This window comes from Pseudomonas sp. F-14 TE3623, from assembly GCF_053629015.1.
The window spans coordinates 168,688-195,182 of the sequence record NZ_JBRJHM010000001.1 but is presented as its reverse complement, the minus strand read 5'-3'; the positions used below and the strand labels follow the sequence as shown (position 1 = coordinate 195,182).

20 protein-coding genes are annotated in these 26,495 nt (G+C 56.5%); 8 read left to right on the top strand and 12 right to left on the bottom strand.

What is annotated here, in order from left to right:
- Positions 1–162: 162 nt before the first annotated feature.
- Complete coding sequence (locus AB7M29_RS00835; protein WP_217857428.1) at positions 163–831, bottom strand: polysaccharide lyase family 7 protein; 669 nt, start codon at positions 829–831, stop codon at positions 163–165.
- A 317-nt stretch (positions 832–1,148) separates the two neighbouring features.
- On the opposite strand from AB7M29_RS00835, the gene AB7M29_RS00830 reads away from it, so the two are divergent.
- The 4 genes from AB7M29_RS00830 (at position 1,149) to AB7M29_RS00815 (ending at position 6,782) form a co-directional block, all read left to right on the top strand.
- Positions 1,149–3,272 carry a putative bifunctional diguanylate cyclase/phosphodiesterase gene (locus tag AB7M29_RS00830; protein ID WP_454246149.1) on the top strand — a complete coding sequence of 708 codons (2,124 nt, stop codon included), beginning with the start codon at positions 1,149–1,151 and terminating at the stop codon, positions 3,270–3,272.
- Between the two features lie 45 nt (positions 3,273–3,317).
- Positions 3,318–3,809 (top strand): M48 metallopeptidase family protein, encoded by a 492-nt coding sequence (locus AB7M29_RS00825; RefSeq protein WP_454248688.1) that lies wholly within the window; start codon positions 3,318–3,320, stop codon positions 3,807–3,809.
- 251 nt (positions 3,810–4,060) lie between these two features.
- Positions 4,061–4,987, top strand: a complete 927-nt coding sequence (locus AB7M29_RS00820) for a DMT family transporter (protein ID WP_454246148.1) — start codon at positions 4,061–4,063, stop codon at positions 4,985–4,987.
- A 124-nt stretch (positions 4,988–5,111) separates the two neighbouring features.
- Positions 5,112–6,782 (top strand): B12-binding domain-containing radical SAM protein, encoded by a 1,671-nt coding sequence (locus AB7M29_RS00815; protein ID WP_454246147.1) that lies wholly within the window; start codon positions 5,112–5,114, stop codon positions 6,780–6,782.
- Positions 6,783–6,866: 84 nt separating this feature from the next.
- Here the strand turns inward: AB7M29_RS00815 and AB7M29_RS00810 are convergent, their stop codons facing one another.
- The gene (locus AB7M29_RS00810) at positions 6,867–7,811 is read right to left on the bottom strand and encodes a class I SAM-dependent methyltransferase (protein ID WP_217857424.1); all 945 of its coding nucleotides are present in this window, start codon (positions 7,809–7,811) and stop codon (positions 6,867–6,869) included.
- A 351-nt stretch (positions 7,812–8,162) separates the two neighbouring features.
- On the opposite strand from AB7M29_RS00810, the gene AB7M29_RS00805 reads away from it, so the two are divergent.
- The 3 genes from AB7M29_RS00805 to AB7M29_RS00795 all read left to right on the top strand — a co-directional run bounded on the left by AB7M29_RS00805 (position 8,163) and on the right by AB7M29_RS00795 (position 10,377).
- Positions 8,163–8,879 carry a helix-turn-helix transcriptional regulator gene (locus AB7M29_RS00805; RefSeq protein ID WP_454246146.1) on the top strand — a complete coding sequence of 239 codons (717 nt, stop codon included), beginning with the start codon at positions 8,163–8,165 and terminating at the stop codon, positions 8,877–8,879.
- A 128-nt stretch (positions 8,880–9,007) separates the two neighbouring features.
- The gene (locus AB7M29_RS00800; RefSeq protein ID WP_217857422.1) at positions 9,008–9,598 is read left to right on the top strand and encodes an acyl-homoserine-lactone synthase; all 591 of its coding nucleotides are present in this window, start codon (positions 9,008–9,010) and stop codon (positions 9,596–9,598) included.
- 482 nt (positions 9,599–10,080) lie between these two features.
- Complete coding sequence (locus AB7M29_RS00795) at positions 10,081–10,377, top strand: winged helix-turn-helix domain-containing protein (protein WP_090178776.1); 297 nt, start codon at positions 10,081–10,083, stop codon at positions 10,375–10,377.
- A gap of 121 nt (positions 10,378–10,498) precedes the next feature.
- Here the strand turns inward: AB7M29_RS00795 and AB7M29_RS00790 are convergent, their stop codons facing one another.
- On the bottom strand, positions 10,499–10,951 hold the full coding sequence (locus tag AB7M29_RS00790; RefSeq protein ID WP_217857421.1) for a GNAT family N-acetyltransferase: 453 nt from the start codon (positions 10,949–10,951) through the stop codon (positions 10,499–10,501).
- A gap of 258 nt (positions 10,952–11,209) precedes the next feature.
- On the opposite strand from AB7M29_RS00790, the gene AB7M29_RS00785 reads away from it, so the two are divergent.
- A complete protein-coding gene (locus AB7M29_RS00785) occupies positions 11,210–11,947 on the top strand; it encodes a substrate-binding periplasmic protein (RefSeq protein ID WP_217857420.1) in 738 nt (245 codons plus the stop codon).
- Positions 11,948–12,096: 149 nt separating this feature from the next.
- Here AB7M29_RS00785 and yccS read toward each other — a convergent pair whose 3' ends face one another.
- The 9 genes from yccS to betI all read right to left on the bottom strand — a co-directional run bounded on the left by yccS (position 12,097) and on the right by betI (position 26,155).
- Entirely contained in the window at positions 12,097–14,280 is a 2,184-nt protein-coding gene (gene yccS / locus AB7M29_RS00780) for a YccS family putative transporter (protein WP_052966700.1), read from the bottom strand.
- Between the two features lie 223 nt (positions 14,281–14,503).
- A complete protein-coding gene (locus AB7M29_RS00775) occupies positions 14,504–15,682 on the bottom strand; it encodes a BaiN/RdsA family NAD(P)/FAD-dependent oxidoreductase (protein WP_123719641.1) in 1,179 nt (392 codons plus the stop codon).
- Between the two features lie 159 nt (positions 15,683–15,841).
- Positions 15,842–17,179 carry an ATP-dependent RNA helicase DbpA gene (gene dbpA / locus AB7M29_RS00770; protein WP_454248687.1) on the bottom strand — a complete coding sequence of 446 codons (1,338 nt, stop codon included), beginning with the start codon at positions 17,177–17,179 and terminating at the stop codon, positions 15,842–15,844.
- A 248-nt stretch (positions 17,180–17,427) separates the two neighbouring features.
- Positions 17,428–18,855, bottom strand: a complete 1,428-nt coding sequence (gene mdtD, locus AB7M29_RS00765; protein ID WP_217857417.1) for a multidrug transporter subunit MdtD — start codon at positions 18,853–18,855, stop codon at positions 17,428–17,430.
- Positions 18,856–19,029: 174 nt separating this feature from the next.
- Entirely contained in the window at positions 19,030–20,379 is a 1,350-nt protein-coding gene (locus tag AB7M29_RS00760) for a TldD/PmbA family protein (protein WP_454246145.1), read from the bottom strand.
- Positions 20,379–21,821 carry a TldD/PmbA family protein gene (locus AB7M29_RS00755; RefSeq protein WP_454246144.1) on the bottom strand — a complete coding sequence of 481 codons (1,443 nt, stop codon included), beginning with the start codon at positions 21,819–21,821 and terminating at the stop codon, positions 20,379–20,381. The genes AB7M29_RS00760 and AB7M29_RS00755 overlap by 1 nt, the downstream gene beginning before the upstream one ends.
- 283 nt (positions 21,822–22,104) lie before the next feature.
- Complete coding sequence (betA, locus tag AB7M29_RS00750; RefSeq protein ID WP_454246143.1) at positions 22,105–23,808, bottom strand: choline dehydrogenase; 1,704 nt, start codon at positions 23,806–23,808, stop codon at positions 22,105–22,107.
- Between the two features lie 171 nt (positions 23,809–23,979).
- The gene (betB, locus tag AB7M29_RS00745) at positions 23,980–25,452 is read right to left on the bottom strand and encodes a betaine-aldehyde dehydrogenase (RefSeq protein ID WP_217857415.1); all 1,473 of its coding nucleotides are present in this window, start codon (positions 25,450–25,452) and stop codon (positions 23,980–23,982) included.
- A gap of 109 nt (positions 25,453–25,561) precedes the next feature.
- Positions 25,562–26,155: a transcriptional regulator BetI gene (gene betI / locus AB7M29_RS00740; RefSeq protein WP_454246142.1), complete on the bottom strand. Its 594-nt coding sequence runs from the start codon at positions 26,153–26,155 to the stop codon at positions 25,562–25,564.
- Between the last annotated feature and the right edge of the window lie 340 nt (positions 26,156–26,495).

Genomic DNA, 26,495 nt, shown 5'->3' with positions numbered 1-26,495 from the left:
AGGGTTTGGGCTGCTTTGCTGCCAGGAGCAAGCTCCCTCGCCACAATGGGTGGATTCCTACATGGTTTTCGGAGCTGAAGATCAAAAGATCGCAGCCTTCGGCAGCTCCTACAGGGAGCGCGTAACTCGTAGGAGCTGCCGCAGGCTGCGATCTTCTAGGGATCAGGTATCGTGATCAATATCCAGCTTGCTGAACGTCGCTTCCCCTCCTTCGCTGGTGTACCCGGTATTGTCCTGCACATAGACACCGGCCTTGAAGTACAGCGGTTTATCACGCCACATCGCGCTGATGTCGGTGTCCCACTGGTAGCCCGCCGCGCTGATGCCCAATGCACCGCCGGGGCTGAGGTGGATGAGGTAGGAAAATTCCCGATCGAGTTTTACGCCAGTGGCGATGGTGATGACCCGGGCGGTGTCGTCGTCGGGGTGCATGCGGACTTTGGCGACGATGTTTCCGGTTTCGCTGGAGTCCTTATATTGATACTCGAGCTTCACCATGGGCTTTTGGCTTTTGTAGGCATGGATCTGGCCAATGACGATCTTGCCCGTGCTGGGTACCTTGCTGACCGTAAGGGTTGCACGCAGAAAGTTATCCGCGTCGGGGTAGTACCAGTTTTTCAGCGTGCCATTGCTGTAGGTTTCGCGGAGTTCGGTGCGAGGGTAAACCGCGTTTTCGGTGCGGGTGCCGGTTACCGGGGACCAGAAAAACAAGGTGCCGGTGTCGGAGTGGAAGTATTGATCCTTGAAGCCGTCCACCAGTTTGGTTGTTTCAACGGTGTATGGCGGACTGCCGACAGGAACGCTGAGGTTCCAGGTTGCGAGATCGATCATAATTCAAGCTTCCACTTTTTTCTGTACGCACGTGCCAGAAGCTCTAGCGCGCGCCTTCGGGCCGTCTTTATAAGCGTAGAACGGTTGTTTGTTAATGCCCGTTTGGCAGATGGTTGACGTCAACATCCTGTCGAAATGCCATCTTTCCCGGTTTACGGGGGCTGTAGGACTGACCGTTAGTCGGCTATGTGAAACTTTACTGAAGTGACGGCACTCCGGTACCTTCTGCTTTCGCGTATCCGGGTCTAGAGTGAAGTCGCACTATGTGTCCGGTTTTCACAAGAGACCGGCCTGAGGTCCCGAACAAGAGATGCAGCATGGAATGCGCACAACCTACGCCAGCTGAAGGCAACTCAATCCTTTTAATTGTTGATGACTACCCCGAAAACCTGATCAGCATGCGCGCGTTGTTACAGCGCCAGGACTGGCAGGTCATCACCGCGGCTTCCGGCTTTGAAGCGCTCAGCCTGTTGCTCGAACACGACGTCGACCTGGTGCTGCTGGATGTGCAGATGCCAGGTATGGACGGTTTCGAAGTAGCGCGCTTGATGCGTGGCAGCCAGCGAACCCGTCTCACGCCGATCATTTTCCTGACCGCCAACGAACAATCTCAGGACGCTGTGATCAAGGGCTACGCCAGTGGTGCGGTGGATTACCTGTTCAAACCGTTCGACCCGCAAATTCTCAAACCCAAAGTCCAGGCCCTGCTCGAGCATCAGCGTAATCGCCGTGCCTTGCAGCAGTTGAGCCATGACCTGGAGGTCGCCCGTGCCTTCAATGCCTCGGTGCTGGATAACGCCGCCGAAGGCATTCTGGTGGTGGGGGAGGATGGGCTGATTCGCTTTGCCAACCCGGCGATGTCTCGCCTGCTCAATGCCACGGTGCATGAACTGCAAGGCAAAGAGTTTCTGGATTTCCTGCAAAAACCGCACATCCCGATCTGGGCCGACTCCGAATTGTTTGCCGGCTACAAACGCGGTGAAACCCTGCGCCTGCACGATGCGTTGCTGCGTACCGCGCCCGGCCAGCAAGTGCCGGTGGCGTTGTCCTGCGCGCCTTTGCCCACCGAACAACAGGCCATGGTGGTGACGGTGCTGGACATGTCGGTGGTGCGCCATCTGCATCAGCAGCTGGAGTTTCAGGCGGTGACCGATCCGCTGACCGGGCTGCTCAATCGCCGGGGTTTCTATCAGACCGCTGAAAACCTGCTGCTGCGCGGCGAACGCTCCGATAGCACCTGGGTGCTGTTGTACCTGGACCTCGACGGCTTCAAGCGGGTCAATGATTCCCTGGGCCACGATGCCGGCGACCGGGTGCTGCGTTGGGTGTCCGAGCAGTTGAAGGCGTGTCTGCGGCCCTTCGATATTCTGGCGCGGATGGGTGGCGATGAGTTCACCGCGCTGCTGGATCTTGAGCTCCCCGAGCAAGCGGCGAAGATTGCCGAGAAGCTCATCGAGCGAGTGTCGATCTGTCAGCAAATCGACGGCATGGACATCGCCTTGGGCGCCAGTATCGGCATCGCCACTTATCCCGACTGCGGGGCCAATCTCGATGGGTTGATGCGCGCGTCCGACATCGCCATGTACGAAGCCAAGCGTGCCGGGCGTCAGCAATATCGCTTCTACGATCACGAAATGAATGGCCGGGCGCGCTCGCGACTGATGCTCGAAGAGAGCGTGCGCACGGCCATCGAGAACCGCGATTTCAACCTGGTGTATCAGCCACAAGTGGCCATTGCCGACGGGCAGATTCGCGGGTTCGAGGCGTTGCTGCGCTGGCAGCACCCGAGCGTCGGCGATGTACCGCCGGGGCTGTTTTTGCCGTTGCTGGAAGAGGCGCGGTTGATCAGTCGTCTTGGTAGCTGGATTTACCATCGCGGGGCCAAGCAACGAAAAGCCTGGGAAACGTTGTTTGCCGAAGACTTGGTGCTGGGCGTCAGTTTGAGCAGCACGCAATTCGGTTTGCCTAATCTGGTCACCGAGTTGCGTCAGGTGCTGCAGCGCCATGGTTTGAAGCCGCGGCAGCTGGAGGTCGAGGTCACGGAAGAGGCCTTGATGCTTAACCCTGACGAAACCCGCAAGCAGCTGCGTTTGCTGCGCAATTTGGGAGTGCGGGTGGCGCTGGATGATTTTGGTTCGGGGGCTTGTTCGCTGGCGCACTTGCGCGACCTGGAACTGGACACGCTCAAACTCGACCGGCATTTGATCGCCCGGTTGCCGGGTTCCGAGCGGGATGCAGCACTGGCACGCAGTGTCATCGATTTGTGCAAACAGTTCGGCCTGTTAGTCATCGCTGAAGGGGTGGAGACGGTGGCGCAATATGAATGGCTGCAAGCCAACGGTTGCCAGTATGTGCAGGGGTTTCTGGTCGCGCGGCCGTTGATGGCCGAGGACACCCGTCATTTTGTCGAGCCGTTCGACTGGAGCGCGCTGACGAGTTGAATTCGTTACACTGACGATCTTTTCGTGACCCGTGTTGCCGCCCCAATGACCGCGTTGAAATACCTCCAAGCCTATCCTGCTACGTTGCAGGACCAGGTGCGACAGCTGATCGCCGAAGGTCGGCTGGGCGACTACCTGAGCCAGCGATATCCGGAAAAGCACGGGGTGCAGAGCGACAAGGCGCTGTACACCTATGCTCTGGACCTCAAGCAGGAATACCTGCGTAACGCCCCGGCCATCGACAAGGTGTTATTCGACAACCGTCTGGACCTGACCCACCGCGCGCTCGGCCTGCACACTGCGATTTCCCGGGTGCAAGGCGGCAAGCTCAAGGCCAAGAAAGAAATTCGCATCGCCTCGTTGTTCAAGGACGCGCCCTCCGGGTTTCTGAAAATGATCGTGGTGCATGAGCTGGCGCACTTCAAGGAGTCGGATCACAACAAGGCGTTCTACAAGCTGTGCGAACACATGTTGCCGGGGTATCACCAGGTGGAGTTCGATTTGCGGGTGTACCTGACGTGGCGGGATATGCGGTAAAAATCGATAGGTGTCAATAAAATCAAACTCTGCGATGTGGACTCCGCACATTCCAGAGGGCATGCGGACGAGCCTCGGAAGCTAAACTGAATTGCGCAGTGAAGGCAACTACCTAAATCAATAGTTCTGAAGCAAGGTGTTCCCTGATACCTTTTTCAACTATGCCCTACCCACCGTAAATCACTGCTGTTCCCATTTTTTGCCGGAGCGCGTTCAGCGTTGCCGCCAAATTTACGCAAGGGGCAAGTTGGATGACGTCAATATTCGAAAATATGAAGGCAATGATGTGTCTGACGATGGCGATGGCGTTGTGGGCCAGTGCTTTTATTGCCTTAAAAATAGCACTTGAAGAGGTGCCTCCATTTTTGCTTATTTTTTCTCGATTGGCACTCGGAAGCCTATTTTTCTTGATGTTATGGAAATATAAGGGGCAGGCAAAAATAGAAAAGAAGGACTACGTGTATTTGTTGATAATGGGCGCGCTCGAACCGTGTCTGTATTTCATCTTTGAAACAATGGCCCTTCAATATACAACAGCGTCCCAAGCGGGTGTCGTATTTGCCTTTCTCCCGATATTTATTATTGCCTTCGGTTTTTTTGCACTTCGAGAAAAACCCAGTGTCTCGCAATGCTTGGGTGGGGTTGTCGCCACTCTCGGCGTCATCTTATTATGTTTGACGGGTACGAAGAGCGAGGCAGCTATTGCGCCAGTGAAAGGTAACTTTCTGGAATTGTTGGCGATGGCGTGTGCAGCCGTATACACCGTTATGTTGAAGAAATTGTCTGGGCAATACTCTCCATTCTTATTGGCGGCACTGCAAAGTTTTATAGGGACTGTGTTTTTTCTTCCTTTTGCCATTTATGAGTCGGATATTCCCCGCGAAGTCAGTGTGCACGTTTTATTGGCGGTTCTCTATCTTGGAACCATAGTGACGGCCGGTGCCTATACTTTTTTTAATATAGGTATTTCCAAGGTGAGTGCTTCCGAGGGGGGGATGTACTTTAATCTCATCCCTATGTTCACGTTGCTATTTTCTGTTTTGATCCTTAATGAGAACGTCGATTGGACGCAAATGATGTCCATGATGTTGGTTATCTTCGGTGTGTCCATCGGATTAATTGATCATCGTTTCTTTTTGACGCGCTTGCGTCGTAAGACACTGTTTATTCGTGAGTGATGCATACGCTGGATCAGATTGTTATTCAAGTCTGATAAAACCAATCCCGAACTCATCCTGTTCTGCCCCTTGTTCATTTCAAGGGGCTGGCTTCTTGGTGGAATAACACAAGGAATATAGAGCTATGTTGACGGTTACCCTTTTTTCGGTTCCCGCGCCAGGACAATGTGTCAAAGGCGATGATCGTTTTCTTGGCACGGTGAGGACGAGTATGCATAAGGCGCCTTTAACGGCGCTGGCAGCAGGATTGAAAGAAGCCATGCTGGCACGCGGTGTCATTGTTGATGTGCGAATATGTGACATGCAAACACAAGGCGCGCTGCGGGTTGAAGACAGACTCAAAGAAAAGTACGGAGAACTTTGTTTCGGTGATCTGGTGCTGGAAAAGTACCGGGTAGGCTTACCGTTCAATGCCGTTATAAAAGAAATCCAGGAATCGGATGTTATTGGAGTTAATTCTAATTTTACTCATTCTCGTCGAATTGTCGTTGACTTCATACAGTACTGTAAAGAGCAGAATCCTGATGCCGTTATTGTGCTGGGCGGAACCGACGCCACTGTAGAACCGGACTATCATGTTGCCGTTGGCGCTGATGTGGTCGTTAAAGGCGAAGGAGAGCTTTGTTTTGCCGATTTGCTGGAATGTGTCGATAAGGGTAAGGGTTATAACGCGGTCCCCAATATCGCCTATCGTGCCATGGATGGTGAAATTGTTCACACAGTCAAATCGTTCTTAACAAAAACGGGAGCCTATGATGTCAACGATATGCCTCCTCCCAATCTGGATATTGTCGATTTAGAGTGTTACTCGGATACCGGTGAGGGTAAACCACCCTACGGTATTGAAGGGCCCTTTATCAGTGTGGAAACTTCTCGTGGATGTGCGCAAGCTTGTTCATTTTGTGCAACACCGACGACCAAAGGCCGGTTCAGGTTTATGCAACTTGAAAAAATAAGACGGCATTTCGATTATTTCAAAAGCAAGGGGATCAGAACGCTCTTGTTTCAAGAGGATAACTTGTTGTCCCGTATTCATCGTTCTACCTCAGGGAAGCAAGTATTCTCAACGGGGCGGGATGAGTTGTTTGATATGTTTAACCTTGCAAGAGATATGGGGTTTAGCTGGGAATTTACCAATGGTATCGAATTGGGGCAGTTTGAATATCAAGGTGTCGTCGACCGTGAATTGATTCGTGTCATGTTTGACTCCGAATTTGTCAATGGTGAATTGGTGGGTTGCTATCGTGCAACATTACCGCTGGAAAATTTGACGGATGACTGTTCGAAATTATTCAGGAAGCTAAAGCCACTGGGTGTTATCAAGGATGTTATTGAGGAAATCGTTAATACTGGAATTCATTCGCTTTCGTTCAATGTGATTATTGGTCGGCCCGAGGATGATGAACAAAGCTTGAGCCTGACTTATCTCCGCTCGCTGCAGATTCGTACGCTGTGTAAGGCGTTTAATCCACAGGTTCAGGTTTATTTCAATATATATATTCTTTCGTTGCTGCCTGGCACCGTTGACTTCAGGCGTTACAAACAGAATCTTGAGTTTGATCTGACGCAAGATCCCGAAGTCATTACCTTTTATCTCGGTTCCCTGAAGACCCAGTTTTTTTCCCCCCTGGAAATCACGCAAGCGCGCGGTGCCATGGCCAAAATGCTTAATAGTGACGCGTTAATTGATGATTACGATGAGGTGCATTACCTCTCGAGCGAGCGATTCGAAGACCTTTTCACACACGCATCGTTCGAGGATGAGGCTACTAACATCATCGCAATAAGTGCTTGATCTGCTCAAGGTTGGCTACCCATGACCGCCCCGCACTTCTTTGATACGAAGTGCGGCGGCTGGTTTGTTATCTGTACCGTCCTGCTACTGACGTGTGTTGACCACCGCGAGAATATGATTGGCAAAATCCAGGTATTTCGGATTGAGGCCGGTTCTTGCTTCCAGAGCGAGAAGATCATCCATTGGAAGAGAGCTGGTGTGCTTTTCATCACCTAGCCATCCAGGATCCGGCAGGAAGCGCGATATCAGCACATCCAGTGCAACGAAGTCATAGCTCACGGGATGCCCGCTCAACAGTTCATCCAGCTGTTTGCGTGAAATCAGGTTAGAGCGTACGACATGGAAGTGACCCTTGCGGTCCAGGGCATAGAGATGCTCGTCGCGCCTTTCATAATGCAAGATCTCAGACATTGGGGCGGCGTAGAACGTTGGGCGACTGAAGGGCGGCTTGACCGAGAAGTAAAGAAAGCCGGAACTGTATTCGATAAGCTCTGAAATACAGAACGCCAGGTGTTCACTCGGTACATGATTCAAGACAGTGTGAAGGCACAGGGTCAAATCATAAGTTGTATGTCGAAGCGAGTGCGCCAGTCCCTTTGTCAAATCACACTGTGTGTAAGTCACTGACAGTGCAACAGTACCCTTGCGCGCTGCTATATAAGCTGAAAACATATTTTCGGCCTGCAGCAGCATGTCCGCAGACAAGTCCAGACATTCAATATCTATGGCGATATCTTGTTGCAGGCAATAGTTTGCGATTCTGATGGCCCATATTCCATCGCCACAACCCACGTCCAGCAGTTGAAGGGCTCGGGATTCTCCGGATTTTTCTTTTTCAAGAATGATCGCATCAATGGATTCCTGCAGGGCTTGCCAAGTTTGCAAGTCGCTCCAGGAGAAAGGGTGGTCGGCCTTGCAGGCCTTGAGGTCGATAGTCTCTTCAAGTGTCGAAGTGCCGTTGGCGTATTGCGTATAACTTGCCGAAAACCGGCTGTAAAAATCACTGACGTTCTGAGTGGAAGTGGTCATAGGTCACAGGGTCTCGATGATGATAAAAAATACTGATTGAACTTAACAAGCAAAGCGAACCATGAACACTATCTGTTTTGATAGCTAATGCGGACGCTTTAAGGTTGACAGTTTTTGCATCAACTGCTTGCTGGTTTGGCTTCTTGTTCTCGAAAGCTACTGAGGCTGCCAAAGTGCATCGCAAAAAACTTCAACGATGCTCGATAGGGCAATGTCAAAAAAAATATTAAAGTTAAGGTAATTTATTTGCAGTATTTTCAAGGTGTTGGCCCTGTTGCTTGTCGGCTTAGGTGGATTGAGAATGTAACAACGTGCGTGATAGTATGCGGCGCAAAGGGAGAGGTATTGGAAATGGATTTTCTCGAGAGAGTAGTGCAGTTAGAATCAGCAACGAACATTGAAAGTTGGCATAGCCTGATTATCGAGGCAGCCCATTTTATGGGCTTTGAGCAAACACTTCTTGGCATTATCGACAGTGCTCAGTCTCCGCTGCATGAAGCAATCATTTTGACCAGTTATTCCTCGATTTGGCGTGATAGATACGACGCCCATGGATATGCTGATATAGATCCTGTGGTTGCACACGCGCGAAGTAGTGTCAGGCATGTCATCTGGCACGACGATTTGTATGTGACACCCCGGCAGAAGTGCTTTCTGGAAGAAGCCAAGTCTTTCAATTTTAAATCGGGTGTGACATTTCCGCTTCATGGCCCAGCTGCCGAGTTTGGGATGTTAAGCCTGCAAGTTGATGCTGAGAATGCGGATGCCGAAAAGTTCATTCACAGTAAATTGATGGAGATCAGTTTTTTAAAGGATTCGTTGTTTCAAAAGGCACTTGGTTTTATAAGGAACCATAAGGCTGAGCCTGATATCATGCTTTCTCCACGTGAAATGGAAATTTTAAAGTGGAGTGCGATCGGGAAGTCTACATGGGAGATTTCGAAAATCTGCAATTGCTCTGAGGCGAATATTGACTATCATATTAAAAGCATAAGGTCAAAATTTAAAGTTAATACCCGGCGTGCCGCTGCCGTTAAAGCGATAGCGCTAGGACTTATAACCGTATGAAAGGCAGGGCGGTTTGCCTTTACGGTAGCAGAATATTTTTCCTCAAGGAACTACTGTATTAGATAGGTGAAAACCAAGTTGAAGTTGAATAGTTTTGTCTGGCTAGCCAGTCAATTGAGGAGCTGTTCATGCAGTATGAAATCGCCCGACGTACAGAGTTCGATGGCTCAAAACTTCAAGCCATGCACACGTTGCGTGCCCAAGTATTCAAATATAAAAAAGGTTGGGATGTCACTCTGATTGCCGGTATGGAAATCGATGGATACGATGCGCTTAATCCGTTTTACATGCTGATCAATAGCCAAGCTCAACCGAATGATGTCCAAGGATGCTGGAGATTGTTACCTACGACCGGTCCTTACATGCTCAAGGATACATTTCCTGAGCTTCTTGCCGCGACGGCTCCTGAAGCCAGCGATGTGTGGGAACTCAGTCGATTCGCTGTCGCTGCAGGGCAACAGTCAACAATGCAGTTTTCAAATTTAACCTTCGAGGCGATCAAGGAAGTCATTTCTTTTGGTATCCGTAATGGTATAAAAACGTATGTGACGGTAACGACAGTAGGTATTGAACGGATGTTGTTGAAGGCGGGGCTGGAGATCGGTCGTCTAGGCACACCATTGCAAATAGGGGTCGAAAAGGCTGTTGCATTGACTATCGATCTTGGCGAACTTACTCGTAAGGCTTTAGGGTTGAATGGTGTCGTTCAGTACCCATAAAAAGGTGTTCTACCTATTATTCATTCAGGTAGTTATGGTCGCTTGAGTGGGAGGTTGTCAGGTGTGGCGATCAGATCGCATGCTGCGTAAAATCCTTGGACAATTCGGTGTTTTGCACGGTATTCACACAGTATCAGGGACGTCGTGAGCAAATGGACATCGGATGATGGAGATTTTACTACCATCCTCCTTCCCCCCGAGCGTAGGCGAACGCATGCGCCAGGTTCAAATACAGTCATATTGTTGTTCTCCCAAAACGATATTTAGCTCTTCGCCAGTGCTTTAAAAAGGCTTCAGTGGCGCACAATGAAGAGCGCATAGATTAGTTAACTGGAATCTAGTCCGAGAATTCGGTGAATGTACACTATCAATACAGATAGTCTGCAGCGATTGCGGGGTGGTCTTGTGATTGGGGTTAATGGCTTGTTATCGTTCTTCAAGCCTGCGATCTTTTGGGGTCATCAGGGGACGGGGAATAGCGGATGGACGTGAGCAAGACTAAAAGCAGTTTTTACCGCCGGTTGTACGTGGCGTACCTGATCGACAGCGGACTGGCCAGCAGCGTGCCGGCATTGACTGAAGTGACCGGCATGCCCCGGCGCACGGCCCAGGACACCATCGCGGCGTTGGCGGATCTGGATATAATTTGTGAATTCGAGCAAGAAGAAGGCGCACGCAACCATGCGGGGCGCTATCGGATTCGCGAGTGGGGAGCGATTGATCGAGGGTGGATCGAGCGTAATCTGCGGCAGATCAAAGCGGTGTTGGAATACCCCTGAGATTTTGTGGTGTTGCGGCTGACGCCTTCGCGAGCAAGCCCGCTCCCACACGGGATTGCCCGTGAATACAAAATACATGCATATCGCAGATGTGGGAGCGGGCTTGCTCGCGAAGAGGCCTTTATGGGCGACGCATCCCAATATGCGGAATGTCATCCTCCAAATACTCTTCACCCACCACCACAAACCCGTACTGCCCGTAGTACCCTTGCAAATGCGCCTGAGCCGAGAGGTAGATCGGCACATCAGGCCAGCGTTTGGCGGCCTGTTTCAACGCCTGGCTCATCATTTCATGTCCAAGCCCTGTGCCGCGTGCAGCGGGAGCAATGATCACCCGGCCAATCACCACGTCACCGCCCTGTAGCTCCGGGTCGAGCAATCGCAGGTAAGCCACCAAACGGTCTCCGTCCCAGCCCATCAAATGGCAGGTGTCACCTTCCAGGTCCTGTCCATCGATGTCCTGATAAATGCATTTTTGCTCGACGATGAACACCTCGGCGCGCAACTGCAAAATGGCATAAAGCTGTTCTTTACCCAGATCGCTGTGGTGTTTGCAGACCCAATCGACTGTCATCTTCAGATTCCTTGAACAACGTTGCTTCGATACTAAGCGTCCTGACGCGGGATGTCTTGATGGCAGCGAAATCTGTGACAAAGGCCAAAATGCCATCATTCATTTCTCGCGAGATTGTCTTCTTTGTGTAATCTGCGATTCAGCGCTGTGCAATGTGGTCGATAAGCAAATGTTAGGACCTGGGTTTCGCGGTAGAGGGGCTTGGGAGTTTTGGCTGAAGAACACGTCGGGCAGCCCGCCCGCTAAGGATTTTCTGGCATGCCGCGATTGCATCGAGCATTTGCTTTGATTGGATTGCTGTTGCTGACACAGGCTGCGGCAGCGCAAAAGCTGCGTCTGGTCGCCGATGCCTGGCCACCCTTTACCGACGCCACGCTGGTCAATGGCGGATTGGCCACGGACATCGTCAGCACCGCGCTGGCCCGGGCCGGTTATGCCAGTGATTTCGAGCAGGTGCCGTGGGCGCGAGCCTTGTTTGGGGTAGGCGAGGGGCGTTACGACGTGCTGGTCAACGCTTGGTACACCGACGAGCGCACGAAACTGGGGCAGTTTTCCGGCGAGTACCTGCTCAACCGCGTGCGCTTTCTCAAGCGCAAAGACACGCCGATCGAATTCAGCAACCTGCAACAACTGCACACCTACCCGATAGCGGTGGTACGAGGCTATGCCTATTCGCAAGCATTCGACGACGATGTGTCGCTGCAGAAAGTCCCCGTGCATAACTTCGCCATGGCCGTGCGTATGGTCGCGGCCGACCGGGTCAAGCTGACCCTGGAAGACGAGTTTGTCGCCCGGTATTACCTGGCTCGGGAATCATTCAAGGTACGCAATGCCGTGGAGTTTTTGCCCAAGCCATTGAGCGAGAACAGCCTGCATATTCTGGTAAGCCTGAAGAACCCCCAGCATGAACAGATCGTCGCCGGTTTCGACCGTGAGATTGCGGCGATGAAGGCTGATGGGAGTTATGAGAAATTGCTCAAGCAGCATGGGATGTAACTGCCGGGTATTGTGGTGTGGCCGATGACGCCTTCGCGAGCAAGCCCGCTCCCACATTAGTTCTGCGGTGAATATAATTTTGTGAACACCACAGATTAAATGTGGGAGCGGGCTTGCTCGCGAAGAGGCCCGCCCGATCAGCAAAAATCTCAAGCCTCGCTAGTGTCCTTGATGAGATGCGCCGCCAACGTCCGCAACGGCCCCAGTTGCCGGCAAATCAACGCCAGTTGCGTCTGCACCAACCGCTGCCCTTCATCGAGCTCATCCGGCATCTGTTCAAGCTCATTGGCCTGCGCTTCTTCCTCATCACTCTGAATCGCAATCGGCTGTTTGCTTGCCAGGCCTTGGGCGATTTCGTCGAGGCTGGCAGCCAGTCTCACGCCGGCACCGTCGATCAAATGCTCGCGCACGTCTGACGGCAGTTGGGTTTCGCGGTGTGCTCCCAGCCCCGACAAATAGCTGAGCAAGGTGTGCGACAGCACCAGGAAGCGGAACCCGACATCCGCTTCTTTGCGGAAGTGCCCCGGCTCCATCAGCATGTTGGCCAGCGTGGTCGACAGCGCGGCATCGGCGTTGTGGGCGTTGCGTCGGGCCAGGCGATAAGCCAGGTCGTCGCTTTTACCGGCGGCGTATTGCTGCATGATCTGGCGCAGGTAAATGCTGTTGCAGGTGAGGGTGTTGGCTAGCACTTTGTTCAAGCGTCGGCCTTGCCAGTCCGGCAGGAACAGGAATACCGCCAGCCCGGCGATGAGACTGCCGAGCAAGGTGTCGAACAGTCGCGGCAGCAGCAGCCCGTAACCATCGCCCACCTGGTTGAAGCAGAACAGCACCAGAAGCGTGATCGCGGCAGTCGCCAGCGTGTAGCGAGTGGTGCGGTTGGTAAAGAACACCACCCCGGCAAGGATGGCGAAGCTCGACTGCACCAACGGATTTGGAAACAGATCGAACAACGCCCAAGCCACGGTCAGGCCGATGGCGGTGCCGACAATCCGTTGCCCGAGTTTGCGGCGGGTGGCGCCGTAGTTCGGCTGACAGACAAACAGCGTGGTGAGGATGATCCAGTAACCTTGCGAGGGGTGGATCAAATGCACCATGCCGTAGCCGATGCTCAACGCCAAGGGCAGGCGCAGGGCATGGCGGAACAGCAAGGACGTCGGCGTCAGCTGCGTGCGTAAGCGTATCCAGACATCTTTGAGGCTACGCGGTGAACGGTCCAGCAGGCTGCTGTCGGTGGCATCTGCGAGCGCATCGGGGTTGCTGGCGTCGCTGAGCAAACGGTCGAGGGTGCCGAGGTTGGCCGCCAATGCTCGCAATGAACGCAGCAGACCGCGCCAGGCCGGATTGCTCTGGATACGCAGGTGTTCAAGGGATGCATGCAGGTCGCTCAGGGCCTCGGCGAAGCTTGCGTCATAGATAAACGGCTGGCGCATCTGGATCGATTCGGCCAGCGCGCGGCAAGCCTTGCCTTGCTGGCGCAGCAGGCGCTGACAGCGGAACAGCACGTCGCTGTGGAAGAACGCTTCGGCCAGCGCGTTGTAGGGGTAGTGGGAGGAACTGGCGCGCTCGTGGATGTCCTGGGCGAGGAAGTACAGCTTCAGATAACGGCTGACTTTCACACCCGGCCGACCGTCGCCGACCCGATGCAGAATGATTTCCTTGGCGGCGTTCAAGGCCGCCACCACCCGACCGTTCTGCTGTGCCAGTTCCAGCCGCTGTGCTTCCACGTCCATCTGCCGGATCGGTTCGAACAGCGACGATTTGAGTTTCAGGTAATAACCCAGTTCGCGGAAGAGTCGTGCCAGGCTCTGCTGCACTGGCTGGTTGGAAAACAGCGCCTGCCACAGCACGGAGAGCAAGCCGTACCAGGCCGCACCGGCCACCAGCAGCACCGGCTCGTGCCAGAAATCGGTGACCGCGCCGCCGCGCTGGTCCACGCCGATCATGGTGTAGACCGACAGAATCAGCGTCGCCGAAGCAATTGCGCCATACCGTTCGCCCAGCGCGCCGAGCATGGTCAGGCAGAAACTGGCCAGTGCAAAGGCGATGATAAAGAGGATGGGATAGGGGAAGAGCAGCTCGACGGACAGGGCGGCGACCATAAAACACACCAGCGTCACGGCCAGCGCGTTTAGGCGACCCTGCCAACTGTCGTCGGTTTCGGCCAGGGCGCTGGCGATGATCCCCAGGAACAACGGGATCAACAGCCCCATCTCGTCCAGGTACCAACACAGCGCCATGCTGCCGGTCAGGGCGATGAATACCCGCACGCTGTAGCTGAATTTATCCAGCGCCCAGAGGCGACGCAGAGACTGCCGAAATGTGGTCGATGACATGAAGTGCGAAGGCCTTCCGAGGCAATGACGCTAAATTGAGCCACTAATGACGTCGACGCAATGGCGCCGATCACATCTGACAGCAAAATCTGTTCCTGACCAGTCACCATAGATTCAATGTGGGAGCGGGCTTGCTCGCGAAGAGGCCAGTACATTCAACATCGATGTTGACTGTCAGACCGCCTTCGCGAGCAAGCCCGCTCCCACATTTAATTTGTGTTTGTCAGACGAATTGCGCGGCAGCGTAGCCGGAGGCCCAGGCCCACTGAAAGTTGAAACCACCCAGATGCCCGGTGACGTCGAGCACTTCACCAATGAAATACAGACCCGGGCTTTTCAGCGATTCCATAGTCTTGGACGACACTTCGCGCGTGTCGACGCCACCCAGGGTCACTTCGGCAGTGCGGTAGCCTTCAGTGCCGGCCGGCACGACTTTCCAGCTCGCCAGTTTCTCGGCGATGTCCGCCAGTTCGGCGTGGGTGTACTGCTTCATCGGTTTGGAGACGAACCAATTGTCCGCCAGCAGATTGGCCATTTTCTTGGTGAAGATTTCACCGAGCAGGGTTTTCAACTCGCTATTCGGGCGTTCGGCCTGCTGCTGTTGCAGCCAGCTCGGCACGTCGTGATCCGGCATCAGGTTGATTTCCACCGTGTCGCCGGATTCCCAGAACGACGAAATCTGCAAGATCGCCGGCCCGCTGAGGCCGCGGTGAGTGAACAGGATGTTCTCGCGGAAACTCTGGTCGTTGCAGCTCACCAGGCAATCCACCGACGTACCGGACAGCTCGGTGCAAAGCTCCTTGAGCTGATCGGTGATGGTGAACGGCACGAGGCCGGCGCGGGTTGGCAGCAGGTCGTGACCGAACTGCTTGGCCACTTGATAACCGAAGCCGGTGGCGCCGAGGGTCGGAATCGACAGGCCACCGGTGGCGATCACTAGAGACTCACAGGTAATTTGGTCGAGGGTGGTTTGCAGCAGGTAGCCGCTTTCCATTTTTTCGATGTGCTGGATCGAGGTGTCCAGGTGCAGGCTGACGCCGACTTGATCGCACTCGTCGAGCAGCAGGCCGAGGATGTCGCTGGATTTGTTATCGCAGAACAACTGGCCGAGTTTCTTCTCGTGGTACGGCACGCCGTGTTTGGCCACCAGACCGATGAAATCCCACTGGGTGTAGCGCGCCAGTGCGGATTTGCAGAAGTGCTCGTTCTGCGAGAGGAAATTGCTCGGTTCGGTGTACATGTTGGTGAAATTGCAGCGCCCACCGCCCGACATGAGGATTTTCTTGCCGGCCTTGTTCGCATGGTCGAGCAACATCACCTTGCGCCCGCGCCCGGCGGCGGTCAGCGCACACATCAACCCTGCGGCGCCAGCGCCAATGATCACGACTTCGGTAGAGCGCAAAACGGTGTCCTCACACAAATTTTAAATTCACCGGCAAACCAATGTGGGAGCGGGCTTGCTCGCGAAGGGGCCAGTACATTCAACATAGATGTTGTCTGTCAGTCCGCTTTCGCGAGCAAGCCCGCTCCCACATTTGATCTCTGTCAGCCAGACGATCGCTTACAAGATGCGCACGCGCAACGAACGGCCTTTGATTTTACCGTCGTTCAGGCGTTGCAAGGCTTGCTTGGCGATCCCGCGTTCCACGGCCACATAGGCCTGGAAGTCGAAAATCGCAATCTTGCCGACCTGGGCGCCCGGGATGCCGGCATCGCCGGTCAGTGCACCGAGAATGTCGCCCGGACGTACCTTGTCTTTACGGCCCGCACCAATGCACAGCGTGCTCATCACCGGCAGCAGCGGTGCGCCGCCCTGGGACTTGAGGTTGTCCAACTGATCCCAGCTCAACGGCGACTTCTGCAATTGCTCGATGGCCTGGGCGCGGTGCGCTTCGGACGGGGCGACCAGACTGATCGCGATGCCTTTCTCGCCCGCACGGCCGGTACGGCCGACACGGTGAATGTGGATTTCCGAGTCACGGGCCAGTTCGACGTTGATCACCATGTCCAGCATATCGATGTCCAGACCGCGAGCGGCGACGTCGGTGGCAACCAGCACCGAAGTGCTGCGGTTGGCGAACATGGCCAATACCTGATCGCGGTCACGCTGTTCCAGATCACCCTGCAGACCGACGGCGCAGATGCCTTTGGAGGTCAGGTGATCAACAGTTTCCTGAACCTGCTGCTTGGTGAAGCAGAAGGCTACGCAGGAAGCTGGACGGAAGTGCGCGAGGACTTTGACCACCGCGTCCATACGCTCTTCCGGAGAGATTTCGTAGAAGCGCTGCTCGATCTGCGTATCGTCGTGGAACGCCTCGGCCTTCACGATCTGAGGGGTGCGCATGAATTTCGACGCCAGTTGCTTGATGCCCACCGGGTACGTGGCGGAAAACAGCAGGGTCTGACGGCGCTCCGGGGTCTGGGCAATGATTTCTTCGATGGAATCGTAGAAACCCATGTCGAGCATGCGGTCGGCTTCGTCGAGGATCAGCGTGTTCAGGCCATGGAGCACCAGCGAACCCTTGCGCAAGTGCTGCTGGATGCGCCCCGGAGTGCCGACGATGATGTGTGCGCCGTGCTCCAGCGAGCCGATCTGCGGGCCGAAAGATACGCCGCCACACAGGGTCAGGACCTTGATGTTGTCTTCGGCACGGGCCAGACGACGGATTTCCTTGGCAACCTGGTCAGCCAACTCGCGAGTCGGGCAAATGACCAGCGCCTGACAACCGAAGAAGCGCGGATTGATCGGGTTCAGCAGGCCGATACCGAAGGCGGCGGTTTTGCCGCTGCCGGTCTTGGCCTGGGCGATCAGGTCCATCCCCTTGAGGATCACCGGCAAGCTTTGCGCCTGGATCGGCGTCATCTGGGCATAACCGAGGGAGTCGAGGTTAGCCAGCATGGCGGCGGACAGCGGCAAAGTATTAAAAGCGGTGGCGATGGTGGTCACGGGACTGGCCTGCAAAACAAAATGTCGCGCAGTGTATCAGTCTCGTGGCCATTCGCCCGTAGTTTCCAGACGAGAAGTCGCCGAGCGCAGACCAGGCAAGGCGAAAATAGGCGAGAAAGCGGAGTTGGCTTTAGCCAATGAGCATTTCGAGCCTGTTTTCAACGCAGCATGGTCGAGCGCAGGCACTTATCGTCTGGAAACTAAGGCTCGATGTGTTCTTCCGGACCCCTGACGCGCCGTCCGTCAGTTCTAGACAGCTGCGAGAAGATCGTTGCGGCCAGCATCGCCATGATTCCGACCGTCACAAACGTCAGCTGAAATGCGCCCAGAACCGTGCCCACGCCGTCATTGCCGATTTCTGCCGTGAAGCCACCGAGCAGGGCACCGGCGCAGGCCACTCCGAGGCTCAGAGACAATTGCGCGACCACCGACAGCAAACTGTTACCGCTGCTGGCGCTGGCGTCGTCGAGGTCGATCAGCGTGACGGTGTTCATCGCGGTGAACTGCAAGGAGTTGATCGCTCCCAGAACCGCCAACTGAGCCAGCAACAGCCAATACGGCGTCTGCTCGCTGACCAGTCCCATGCTCGCCAGCATGATTCCCAGTGCCAGTGTGTTGCCGGTCAGCACGCTGCGGTAGCCGAAACGTTCGATCAGCGGTCGCGCCACCGATTTGGCAACCATCGCGGCCGCGGCCAGGGGCAGCATGCTCATCCCGGCCTGAGACGGCGAATAACCCAGCGCCACTTGCAGCAGCAACGGCACCAGAAATGGCAATGCGCCGCTGCCCAGCCGAGCAAACAGGTTACCGAGGATGCCCACGGCAAACGTCCGGGTCTTGAACAGCGATGGCGCAAACAGTGGATTGTCGATGTGCCCGGCCCGCAGCCAATACGCCGCCAGACACGCCATGCCGCCAAACAGCAGCAACATCACCCGCAAGTGCGGCAGGTGCAGTTCGCCGAGGCCTTCCATGGCGATGGTGATCAGCACCATCGCCGCGCCGAACAGCAAAAAGCCCAGGCTATCGAAGCGGGTGCGCTCACTGCCGCGCAGGTCGGGAATGAATTTCCATACCGCGTAGCAACCGAGGACACCCACCGGCAAATTGATCAGAAAGATCCAGTGCCAGGTCAGGTATTGCACCATCCAGCCGCCCATGGTCGGGCCGATCAGCGGGCCGAGCAGGCCGGGGATGGTAATGAACCCCATGATCCGCACCAGCTCCGAGCGCGGATAGGCGCGCAGCACCACCAATCGACCGACCGGCAGCATCAAGGCGCCACCGAGGCCCTGAATCACCCGGGCGCCGATGAGCATGCTCAGGGTGTTGGACAAGGCGCAGAGCAATGAGCCGAAGCTGAACAGGAGGATCGCACCAAAGAAGATTTTCCGGGTGCCGAAGCGGTCGGCGATCCAGCCGGAGGCGGGGATCAGTAAGGCGACGGTGAGCATGTAGGCGATGATGACGCCCTGCATGCGCAGCGGGTCTTCGGCCAGGTCGCGGGCCATGGCGGGGAGGGCGGTGTTGAGGATCGTCCCGTCGAGGGACTGCATGAAGAAGGCAATGGCGACGACCCACGGCAACCAGCGGGCGGTGACAGCGTCGAGAGGTGGGCGGTTGGGCATGGGACCTCTTTGTCAGGTAGTGCTCGGTCCCTGTGGCGAGGGGGCTTGCCCCCGTTCGGCTGCGTAGCAGTCGTAAATCCGGTGAATGCGGTCTGTCTGACGGAGCGCGTTTGCCGGTCTGGGGCCGCTTCGCAGCCCAACGGGGGCAAGCCCCCTCGCCACAAGGTTTTGTGTTTACAGGGTCAGGGTCAATCGGCTGACGAGCGCACCGGGCAACAACGCCGAGGCCGTGGCCCGCTGACTGTAGGTGCTGGCCGACAACATCAGCTCACGTTCCTCGGTCAATGCTTCCAGCTGCGAACCGAGCAGGCTGTAGACGCTGTCATCGAAACGCATGGTGCTGACCGGTGCCTGAATCTCGCCGTTCTCGACCCAGAAGGTCGCAAACCGTGTCATGCCGGTCAGGCGCGCCGCCGGTTGGTCCGAGTAGTTCAGGTACCACAGGTTACTGATGTAGAGCCCGGTGCCGAGGCGCTTGAGGATGTCCGCCTGCTCCAGGTTGCCGCCTTGCATGACCAGCGCTGTCGGGTATTCATGGCTGCTGGCGCCGTTGGCAGTGAGGTCGTATTCAGCGGCGCTGCGGGAACTGATCAGACGGGCATTGGCCATGCCTTTGGCGATCAGCCCCAGGTCATCGCGAGGATAACCTTCGTCGGAAAACGCTGGGCTCAAGGAACCGCTGACCTGCTCACTCAACCATACGTTGGGGCTGAAGCAGGCTTCGCTGGCGTAGAACTTCTGCAATGGGCTCTGTTTGCTGGCAATCGCCTGGGCCGAAAACCCGCCCCAGCTCAACATGCCCATGATTTCTTCCAGCGCTGCCGGCGCCAGGTAGGCGCGGTATTCGCCGGGCGGCAGGGTGCGCAATGGCCGACCCAGAAACGCCAATTGCTCGCGGGCCTGCTGGAAGCGCCTGGCAAACCCTTCGCTGTTCCAGTCGTGCCCGGCATAACTGGCTTTCACCGCCTGACCGTTTTCATGGAACAGGCTGAAATCGAAGTTGAAGCTGTTGGCCTGATGCCAGCCGAACGCGCCCGAAGAACTGGCGAAACCGCGACTGATCGGCCCAGCGGCGTAGAAACCGACCAGGTCCAGACCCTCGGCAGCCTGAGTGATTTCAGCGACCACCTGCTCGGTGTCCGGCAGGGGATGATCCTGCACGTTGTTGCTCTGCCAGTCGTTCTGGTTAAGCAGCAGGTATGGATCCTGAGGCAACAGTGGCAGGGTTTCGCGCAACTGTTGCAGACCTTCGGCCAGACGCTGAAGATCGGCTTCGGGGTCGCCCGACAGCGTGATATTCAGATCGGCATGACGACCATCGTTAATCAGTTTGAACCCGACACTCGCCTGCTGCACCTGCCCGGCCTGACGGACCTTGGCGTGGTTGAAACGCACGAAAGCCGACGACTCGGCGGCGTAGCTGAGGGTGAATTGCTCTGGCGTGCGCAGTGCACCGCGCAGCCAATTGACCAGGTCCTTGAATGACTCGGCCTGGCTATTTGAAGTGCTCGTGGAAGTACTCATCAGGCGTCTCCTCCAAACACATCCACATTGCTGAACACACAGGCCGGCGACGCATGGCCGACGCGGATCACCTGGTTCGGTTCGCCCTTGCCGCAGTTCGGCGTGCCTAGCACTTTGACGGTGTTGGCATCGCCGACAGCGCTGAGGCTTTTCCAGAATTGTGCGGAAATCGCCCGGTAGTTCGGGTTCTTCACCACACCCTTGAGTTCACCGTTTTCGATCAACTGGCCCCATTCGCAACCGAACTGGAACTTGTTGCGCGCATCGTCGATGGACCAGGAACGGTTGGTGCTCATCAAAATGCCGTGCTCGATATTGCCGATCAGTTGTTCCAGTGGCTGATCGCCGGGCTCGATGTTGAGGTTGGCCATGCGGTCTATCGGTGGACGGTTCCAGCCGCAGGCGCGGCTGTTGGCAACGCCGTCCATGCCGGCACGGAATTGCGACAGTGCGCCGCCCAATGGCCGCAGCAACAAACCTTCTTTAATCAGAAATTGCTTGCTGGCGGCGCTGCCATCGTCGTCATGCCCGTAGCTGGCGAGCTGCTCGGGGATGTCCGGGTCGAACGTCACGTTGAGCAGTTCGGAGCCGTATTGCAGGCTGCCGAAGTCTTCTGCCTTGACGAAACTGGTGCCGGCGTAATTGCGCTCATCGCCCAGGATGCGGTCCAGTTCCAGCGGGTGACCGATGGACTCGTGGATCTGCAGCATCATTTGGTCAGGCATCAGCAACAGATCGCGTGGGCCTTGCGGGGTGTTCGGTGCCAGCAGCAATTGCAGTGCCTGAACGGCGACTTTCGGGCCGGCACCGATCAGGCCGCAACGGCTGATCACATCAAAGCCGCCCTGCTGGCCGAAGTTCTCGCGGCCCAGGCTACGGGTCTGGCTGTCGCTGCCGTCGTAGGCGGTGACGTCCACGCTCGGGTAGACGAAACGCTGGGCCTGACGCAATTCGGCACCGGCGCTGTTGAGGTAGATTTGCTCGACGTTGGTGATGCCGATGCTCGCCTGCCAGTTCACCAGTCGCTCGTCCTTGGGCACGGCGGCGGATTCGGCGCCGAGTAATTGGTAGCAATCGCTCAGGGACGGAAAGGGCTGGTCGAAGTTGGGCGAGAAATAGTCGGCGCGGTCGCTGGAGACCGCTTGCTCGCGCAGGTCGAGCAGGGCGTGAGGCTTGAGTCGACGGGCTTGTTGCTCGGCTTTCTCCAGCGCGGCTTGCAGGCCGGATTGGGACAGGTCGTTGGTGGCGGCATAGGCTTCGACACCGTTGACCCGAACGGTCAGCATCGCGCCTTCGTCACGGCTCAGGCTCGGCGGTTCGGCGACGTTCTTGCGTACCGACAGGTACTGGCCGGACTCGCGCACATAACGCAGCGAAAAGAATTCAGCGCCCGTGCGCAAGGCAGCAAAACGCTGCTTGAGCTGGGGGTGGAAATCGAACATTCGGGAACCTCCTTGGTATGGAGTTGCGATGTATCGGTATTGCGAGGGGGTGAAGCGTTGGCGTGGCGCTAGATTAGGCCTGGGCGGGGGGTAGATCAAGGGCGGAGCGGTGTAGGGAGGGGTTGCCCGGTGTATGGCATGAAGTTATGTGTTGTTTGGTCGGGCCCCTTCGCGAGCAAGCCCGCTCCCACATTAGATCGGTAGTGAACACAGATTTTGTGAACATCGGAGATCAACTGTGGGAGCGGGCTTGCTCGCGAAGGCCGCGCCTCGGTATTACGACTTACTGAGCAGTCAGGCTCACATCCCGCAACGGCTTGCCACGCACCGGCGCATCGCCGGCCACGAAGTAAGCGGCCTTGCTACGCGGCAATGGCTTGCGACCGCGGATCTTGTCGGCGATTTTCTCGGCCATCATGATCGTTGGCGCGTTCAGGTTGCCGGTGGTGATGATCGGCATGATCGAGGCATCGACCACGCGCAGGGCTTGTATGCCGTGCACACGGCCTTCGCCATCGACCACGGCCATTTCGTCGGTGCCCATCTTGCACGAGCAGGACGGGTGGAACGCGGTTTCGGCGTGCTCGCGGATGAACTTGTCCAGCTGCTCGTCGGTTTGCACGTCGATGCCCGGGCTGATTTCACGACCACGGAAGGCGTCCAGTGCAGGCTGTTGCATGATTTCACGGGTCAGGCGGATGCCGTCGCGGAATTCCTGCCAGTCCTGCTCGGTGGCCATGTAGTTGAACAGGATGCTCGGGTACTCGCGTGGATCCTTGGACTTGGCCTGGATGCGACCACGGCTTGGCGAACGCATGGAGCCCATGTGCGCCTGGAAGCCGTGCTCTTTCACACCGTTGCTGCCGTTGTAGTTAATCGCCACCGGCAGGAAGTGGTACTGAATGTTCGGCCAATCAAATTCCGGACGAGTGCGGATGAAACCACCAGCCTCGAACTGGTTGCTGGCGCCGATGCCGGTGCCGTTGAACAGCCACTCGGCACCGATGGCCGGCTGGTTGTGCAGCAGCAGCGACGGGTACAGCGAAACCGGTTGGGTGCAGGCGTATTGCAGGTACAACTCAAGGTGATCCTGCAGGTTTTCGCCAACGCCCGGCAGGTCGTGGACCACCGGGATGTCGAGCTTCTTCAGCAGCTCGGCCGGGCCGACGCCGGAGCGTTGCAGAATCTGCGGCGAAGCGATGGCGCCGGAGCACAGCAGCACTTCCTTGCGGGCGCGGGCTTCAACGCGCTCTTCAGCGGCGCCGATCAGGTAACGCACGCCGACCGCACGCTTGCCTTCGAACAGGATCTTGTCGGTCAGGGCGTGGGTGACGATGGTCAGGGTCGAGCGCTTCTTGGCGACGTCCAGGTAACCGCGAGCGGTGCTGGCGCGACGGCCGTTCGGCGTCACGGTGCGGTCCATCGGGCCGAAACCTTCTTGCTGGTAGCCGTTCAGGTCTTCGGTACGCGGGTAACCGGCTTGCACGCCGGCTTCAACCATCGCGTGGAACAGCGGGTTGTTGCCGGCTTTCGGCGTGGTCACGCTGACCGGACCGTCGCCACCGTGGTAGTCGTTCGGGCCGATGTCACGGGTTTCAGCCTTGCGGAAATACGGCAGGCAGTCGAGGTAGCTCCAGTCTTCCAGACCGGGCAGCTTCGACCAATTGTCGTAGTCCATCGCGTTACCACGGATGTAGCACATGCCGTTGATCAGCGAAGAACCACCCAGGCCCTTGCCGCGACCGCATTCCATCCGGCGACCGTCCATGTGTGGTTCTGGATCGGTTTCATACGCCCAGTTATAGCGACGACCTTGCAGCGGGAACGCCAGGGCGGCCGGCATTTGCGTGCGGAAGTCGAGACGGTAATCCGGGCCGCCCGCTTCGAGCAGCAGGACGGTGACGCCTTCGTCTTCAGTCAGACGGGTCGCCAGGGTGTTACCGGCCGAGCCGGCACCGATGATGATGTAATCGAATTCTTGGGACATTGAATGCACCCTCTTTGAAGTTGGTCAGGTCAGGCGAGTGCTTCGCACTCGATCGCGGGCAAGCCACGCTCCCACAGGGATCGGGGGCACCGCAGATTTGGCGAACGACGCCAAACCTGTGGGAGCTGGCTTGCCTGCGATAGCGATCTCGCAGGCGAAGCAAATACCGCCTTAGAAAACCGAGGCGTAATCGCCCAGTTCGACCTGTACCGATTTGATGCGTGTGAAGTTGTTCAGCGAGCTGATACCGTTCTCACGGCCAACACCCGACTGCTTGTAGCCGCCGACCGGCATCTTGGCGTCGGACTCGCCCCAGGCGTTGATCCAGCAGATACCGGCTTCCAGTTGATGGATCACACGGTGAGCACGGTTCAAGTCTTTGGTGACAACGCCTGCCGCCAAACCGAACTCGGTGTCGTTGGCACGACGGATCACTTCTTCTTCGGTTTCGTAGGTCAGGATGCTCATCACCGGGCCGAAGATTTCTTCGCGAACGATGGTCATCTCGTCGGTGCAATCGGTGAACACGGTCGGAGCCACGAACGCGCCTTTGGCGAATTCGCCGTCGGTCAGACGATCGCCGCCGCACAGGACGCGAGCACCTTCTTCCTTACCTTTGGCGATGTAACCCAGCACGCTTTCCATGTGGGCGAAGCTGACCAGCGGGCCGAAGTTGGTGTTCTCGTCTTCCGGGTTGCCGACGCGAATGCGTGCAACGCGCTCAACGATCTTGGCTTCGAACGCGGCTTTCAGGTGGCTCGGTACGAACACGCGAGTGCCGTTGGTGCAGACCTGACCGGAGCTGTAGAAGTTGGCCATCATCGCGGTGTCGGCGGCGCGATCCAGGTCGGCGTCGTCGAAAATGATCAGCGGAGACTTGCCACCTAGTTCCATGGTCACGTCTTTCAGCGACGAAGCGGAAGCGCTGGCCATGACCTTCTTGCCGGTGTCGGTGCCGCCGGTGAAGGAGATTTTTTCGATGCGTGGGTGTTCGGTCAGCCAAGTGCCGACTTCACGGCCACTGCCGGTCAGCACGTTGAACACGCCAGCCGGAACGCCAGCTTCGGTGTAGATCTCGGCCAGTTTCAGCGTGGTCAGGGAGGTGACTTCGCTTGGCTTGAAGATCATCGCGTTACCGGCCGCCAGGGCAGGTGCGGATTTCCACAAAGCGATCTGGATCGGGTAGTTCCATGCGCCGATACCGGCCACGACACCCAGCGGCTCGCGACGGGTGTAAACGAAAGACGTGGTGCGCAGCGGAATCTGCTCGCCTTCGATGGCCGGTACCAGGCCTGCGTAGTACTCCAGCACGTCAGCGCCGGTGACGATGTCGACGTAACGGGTTTCGGAGTACGCCTTGCCGGTGTCCAGGGTTTCCAGGGCGGCCAGTTCATCGTTGCGCTCGCGCAGGATGTCGACGGCACGACGCAGGATGCGCGAACGCTCCATGGCAGTCATCGCGGCCCAGATTTTCTGACCTTTTTCGGCGCTGACCACAGCGCGCTCAACGTCTTCCTTGGTCGCACGTTGTACGGTTGCGAGGACTTCACCGTTAGCCGGGTTAATGGCTTCGAAAGTGGCGTCGCTGCTGGCGTCGGAGTAACCGCCATCGATGTAGAGTTTTTGCAGTTCGAAACGGGCCATAAAGTCCTCGCAAGAGCATAAGTTGGTTGGCGTTAACCACTGGGGCGTGCCGTGTGGCGTTGGCGACGCTGATCAGTAGCGGTTCAGGGGTTGAGCAATTATGTGTGCTCTAACTCACCTGCTTGGCCAGTTGGAAATCCATGTATTCGTAAGCGATCTGGTGCGCCTGCCCGGTGTCGAAAGCATCTCCCGACAGCGCGCCGCGCAACCACAAACCGTCAATGAGGGCTGCCAGGCCGCGGGCGGCGCTGCGCGCTTGATCAAGCGGCAACACACGGCGGAACTGGCAGCACAGGTTGGAATACAGACGGTGATCGTTGATCCGCTGCAACCGGTGCAAAGACGGGTGGTGCATGCTGGTGGCCCAGAAGGCCAGCCAGGTTTTCATTGCCGGGCCATTGACCTGGCTGGCGTCGAAGTTGCCTTCGATAATCACCTGGAGGTGAGCCCGTGGGCTGGTGTCCTCCAGCGCCTGACGGCGCGCGGTGACGTTCTCGCTGAGGACGCTCATCAGATACTGCGCCGTGGCGGCGATCAGGCCGTTCTTGTCCTTAAAGTAGTGACTGATGATGCCATTCGAGACACCGGCCAAACGGGCGATCAGCGCAATGCTGGCGTCCCCCATGCCGACCTGATCGACGGCCTGCATCGTGGCATCGATCAATTGCTGGCGGCGGATGGGTTGCATACCGACCTTGGGCATCTTGCACATCTCCTTAGGCCTTCCCGTAGACGAAAAACGGCTACCGGGTTGAGGGCCAGTCTATTTTGTTTTGATTGAACGTTCAATCAACAAAGAATAAGATCTGCGACAAATCGTCGCTGCTTACAGATTTTTCCTACGTGTAAATGGCGATAAACCGACATCCAAAAATGCTCGAAACCTATACGCGCAGGCGTTCCAGGGGTTTCGGGCTTTTTTCGGGGTGTCTTTATATCACCCACTGGTCGGCTGCCAACTAACCGATTGGTCGGGTAACGCGTTGCCTTGTGTTCTTCTCTCGCACTGCCTGGAGCATCTGTGCCATGAGTTCTGCCTCTCT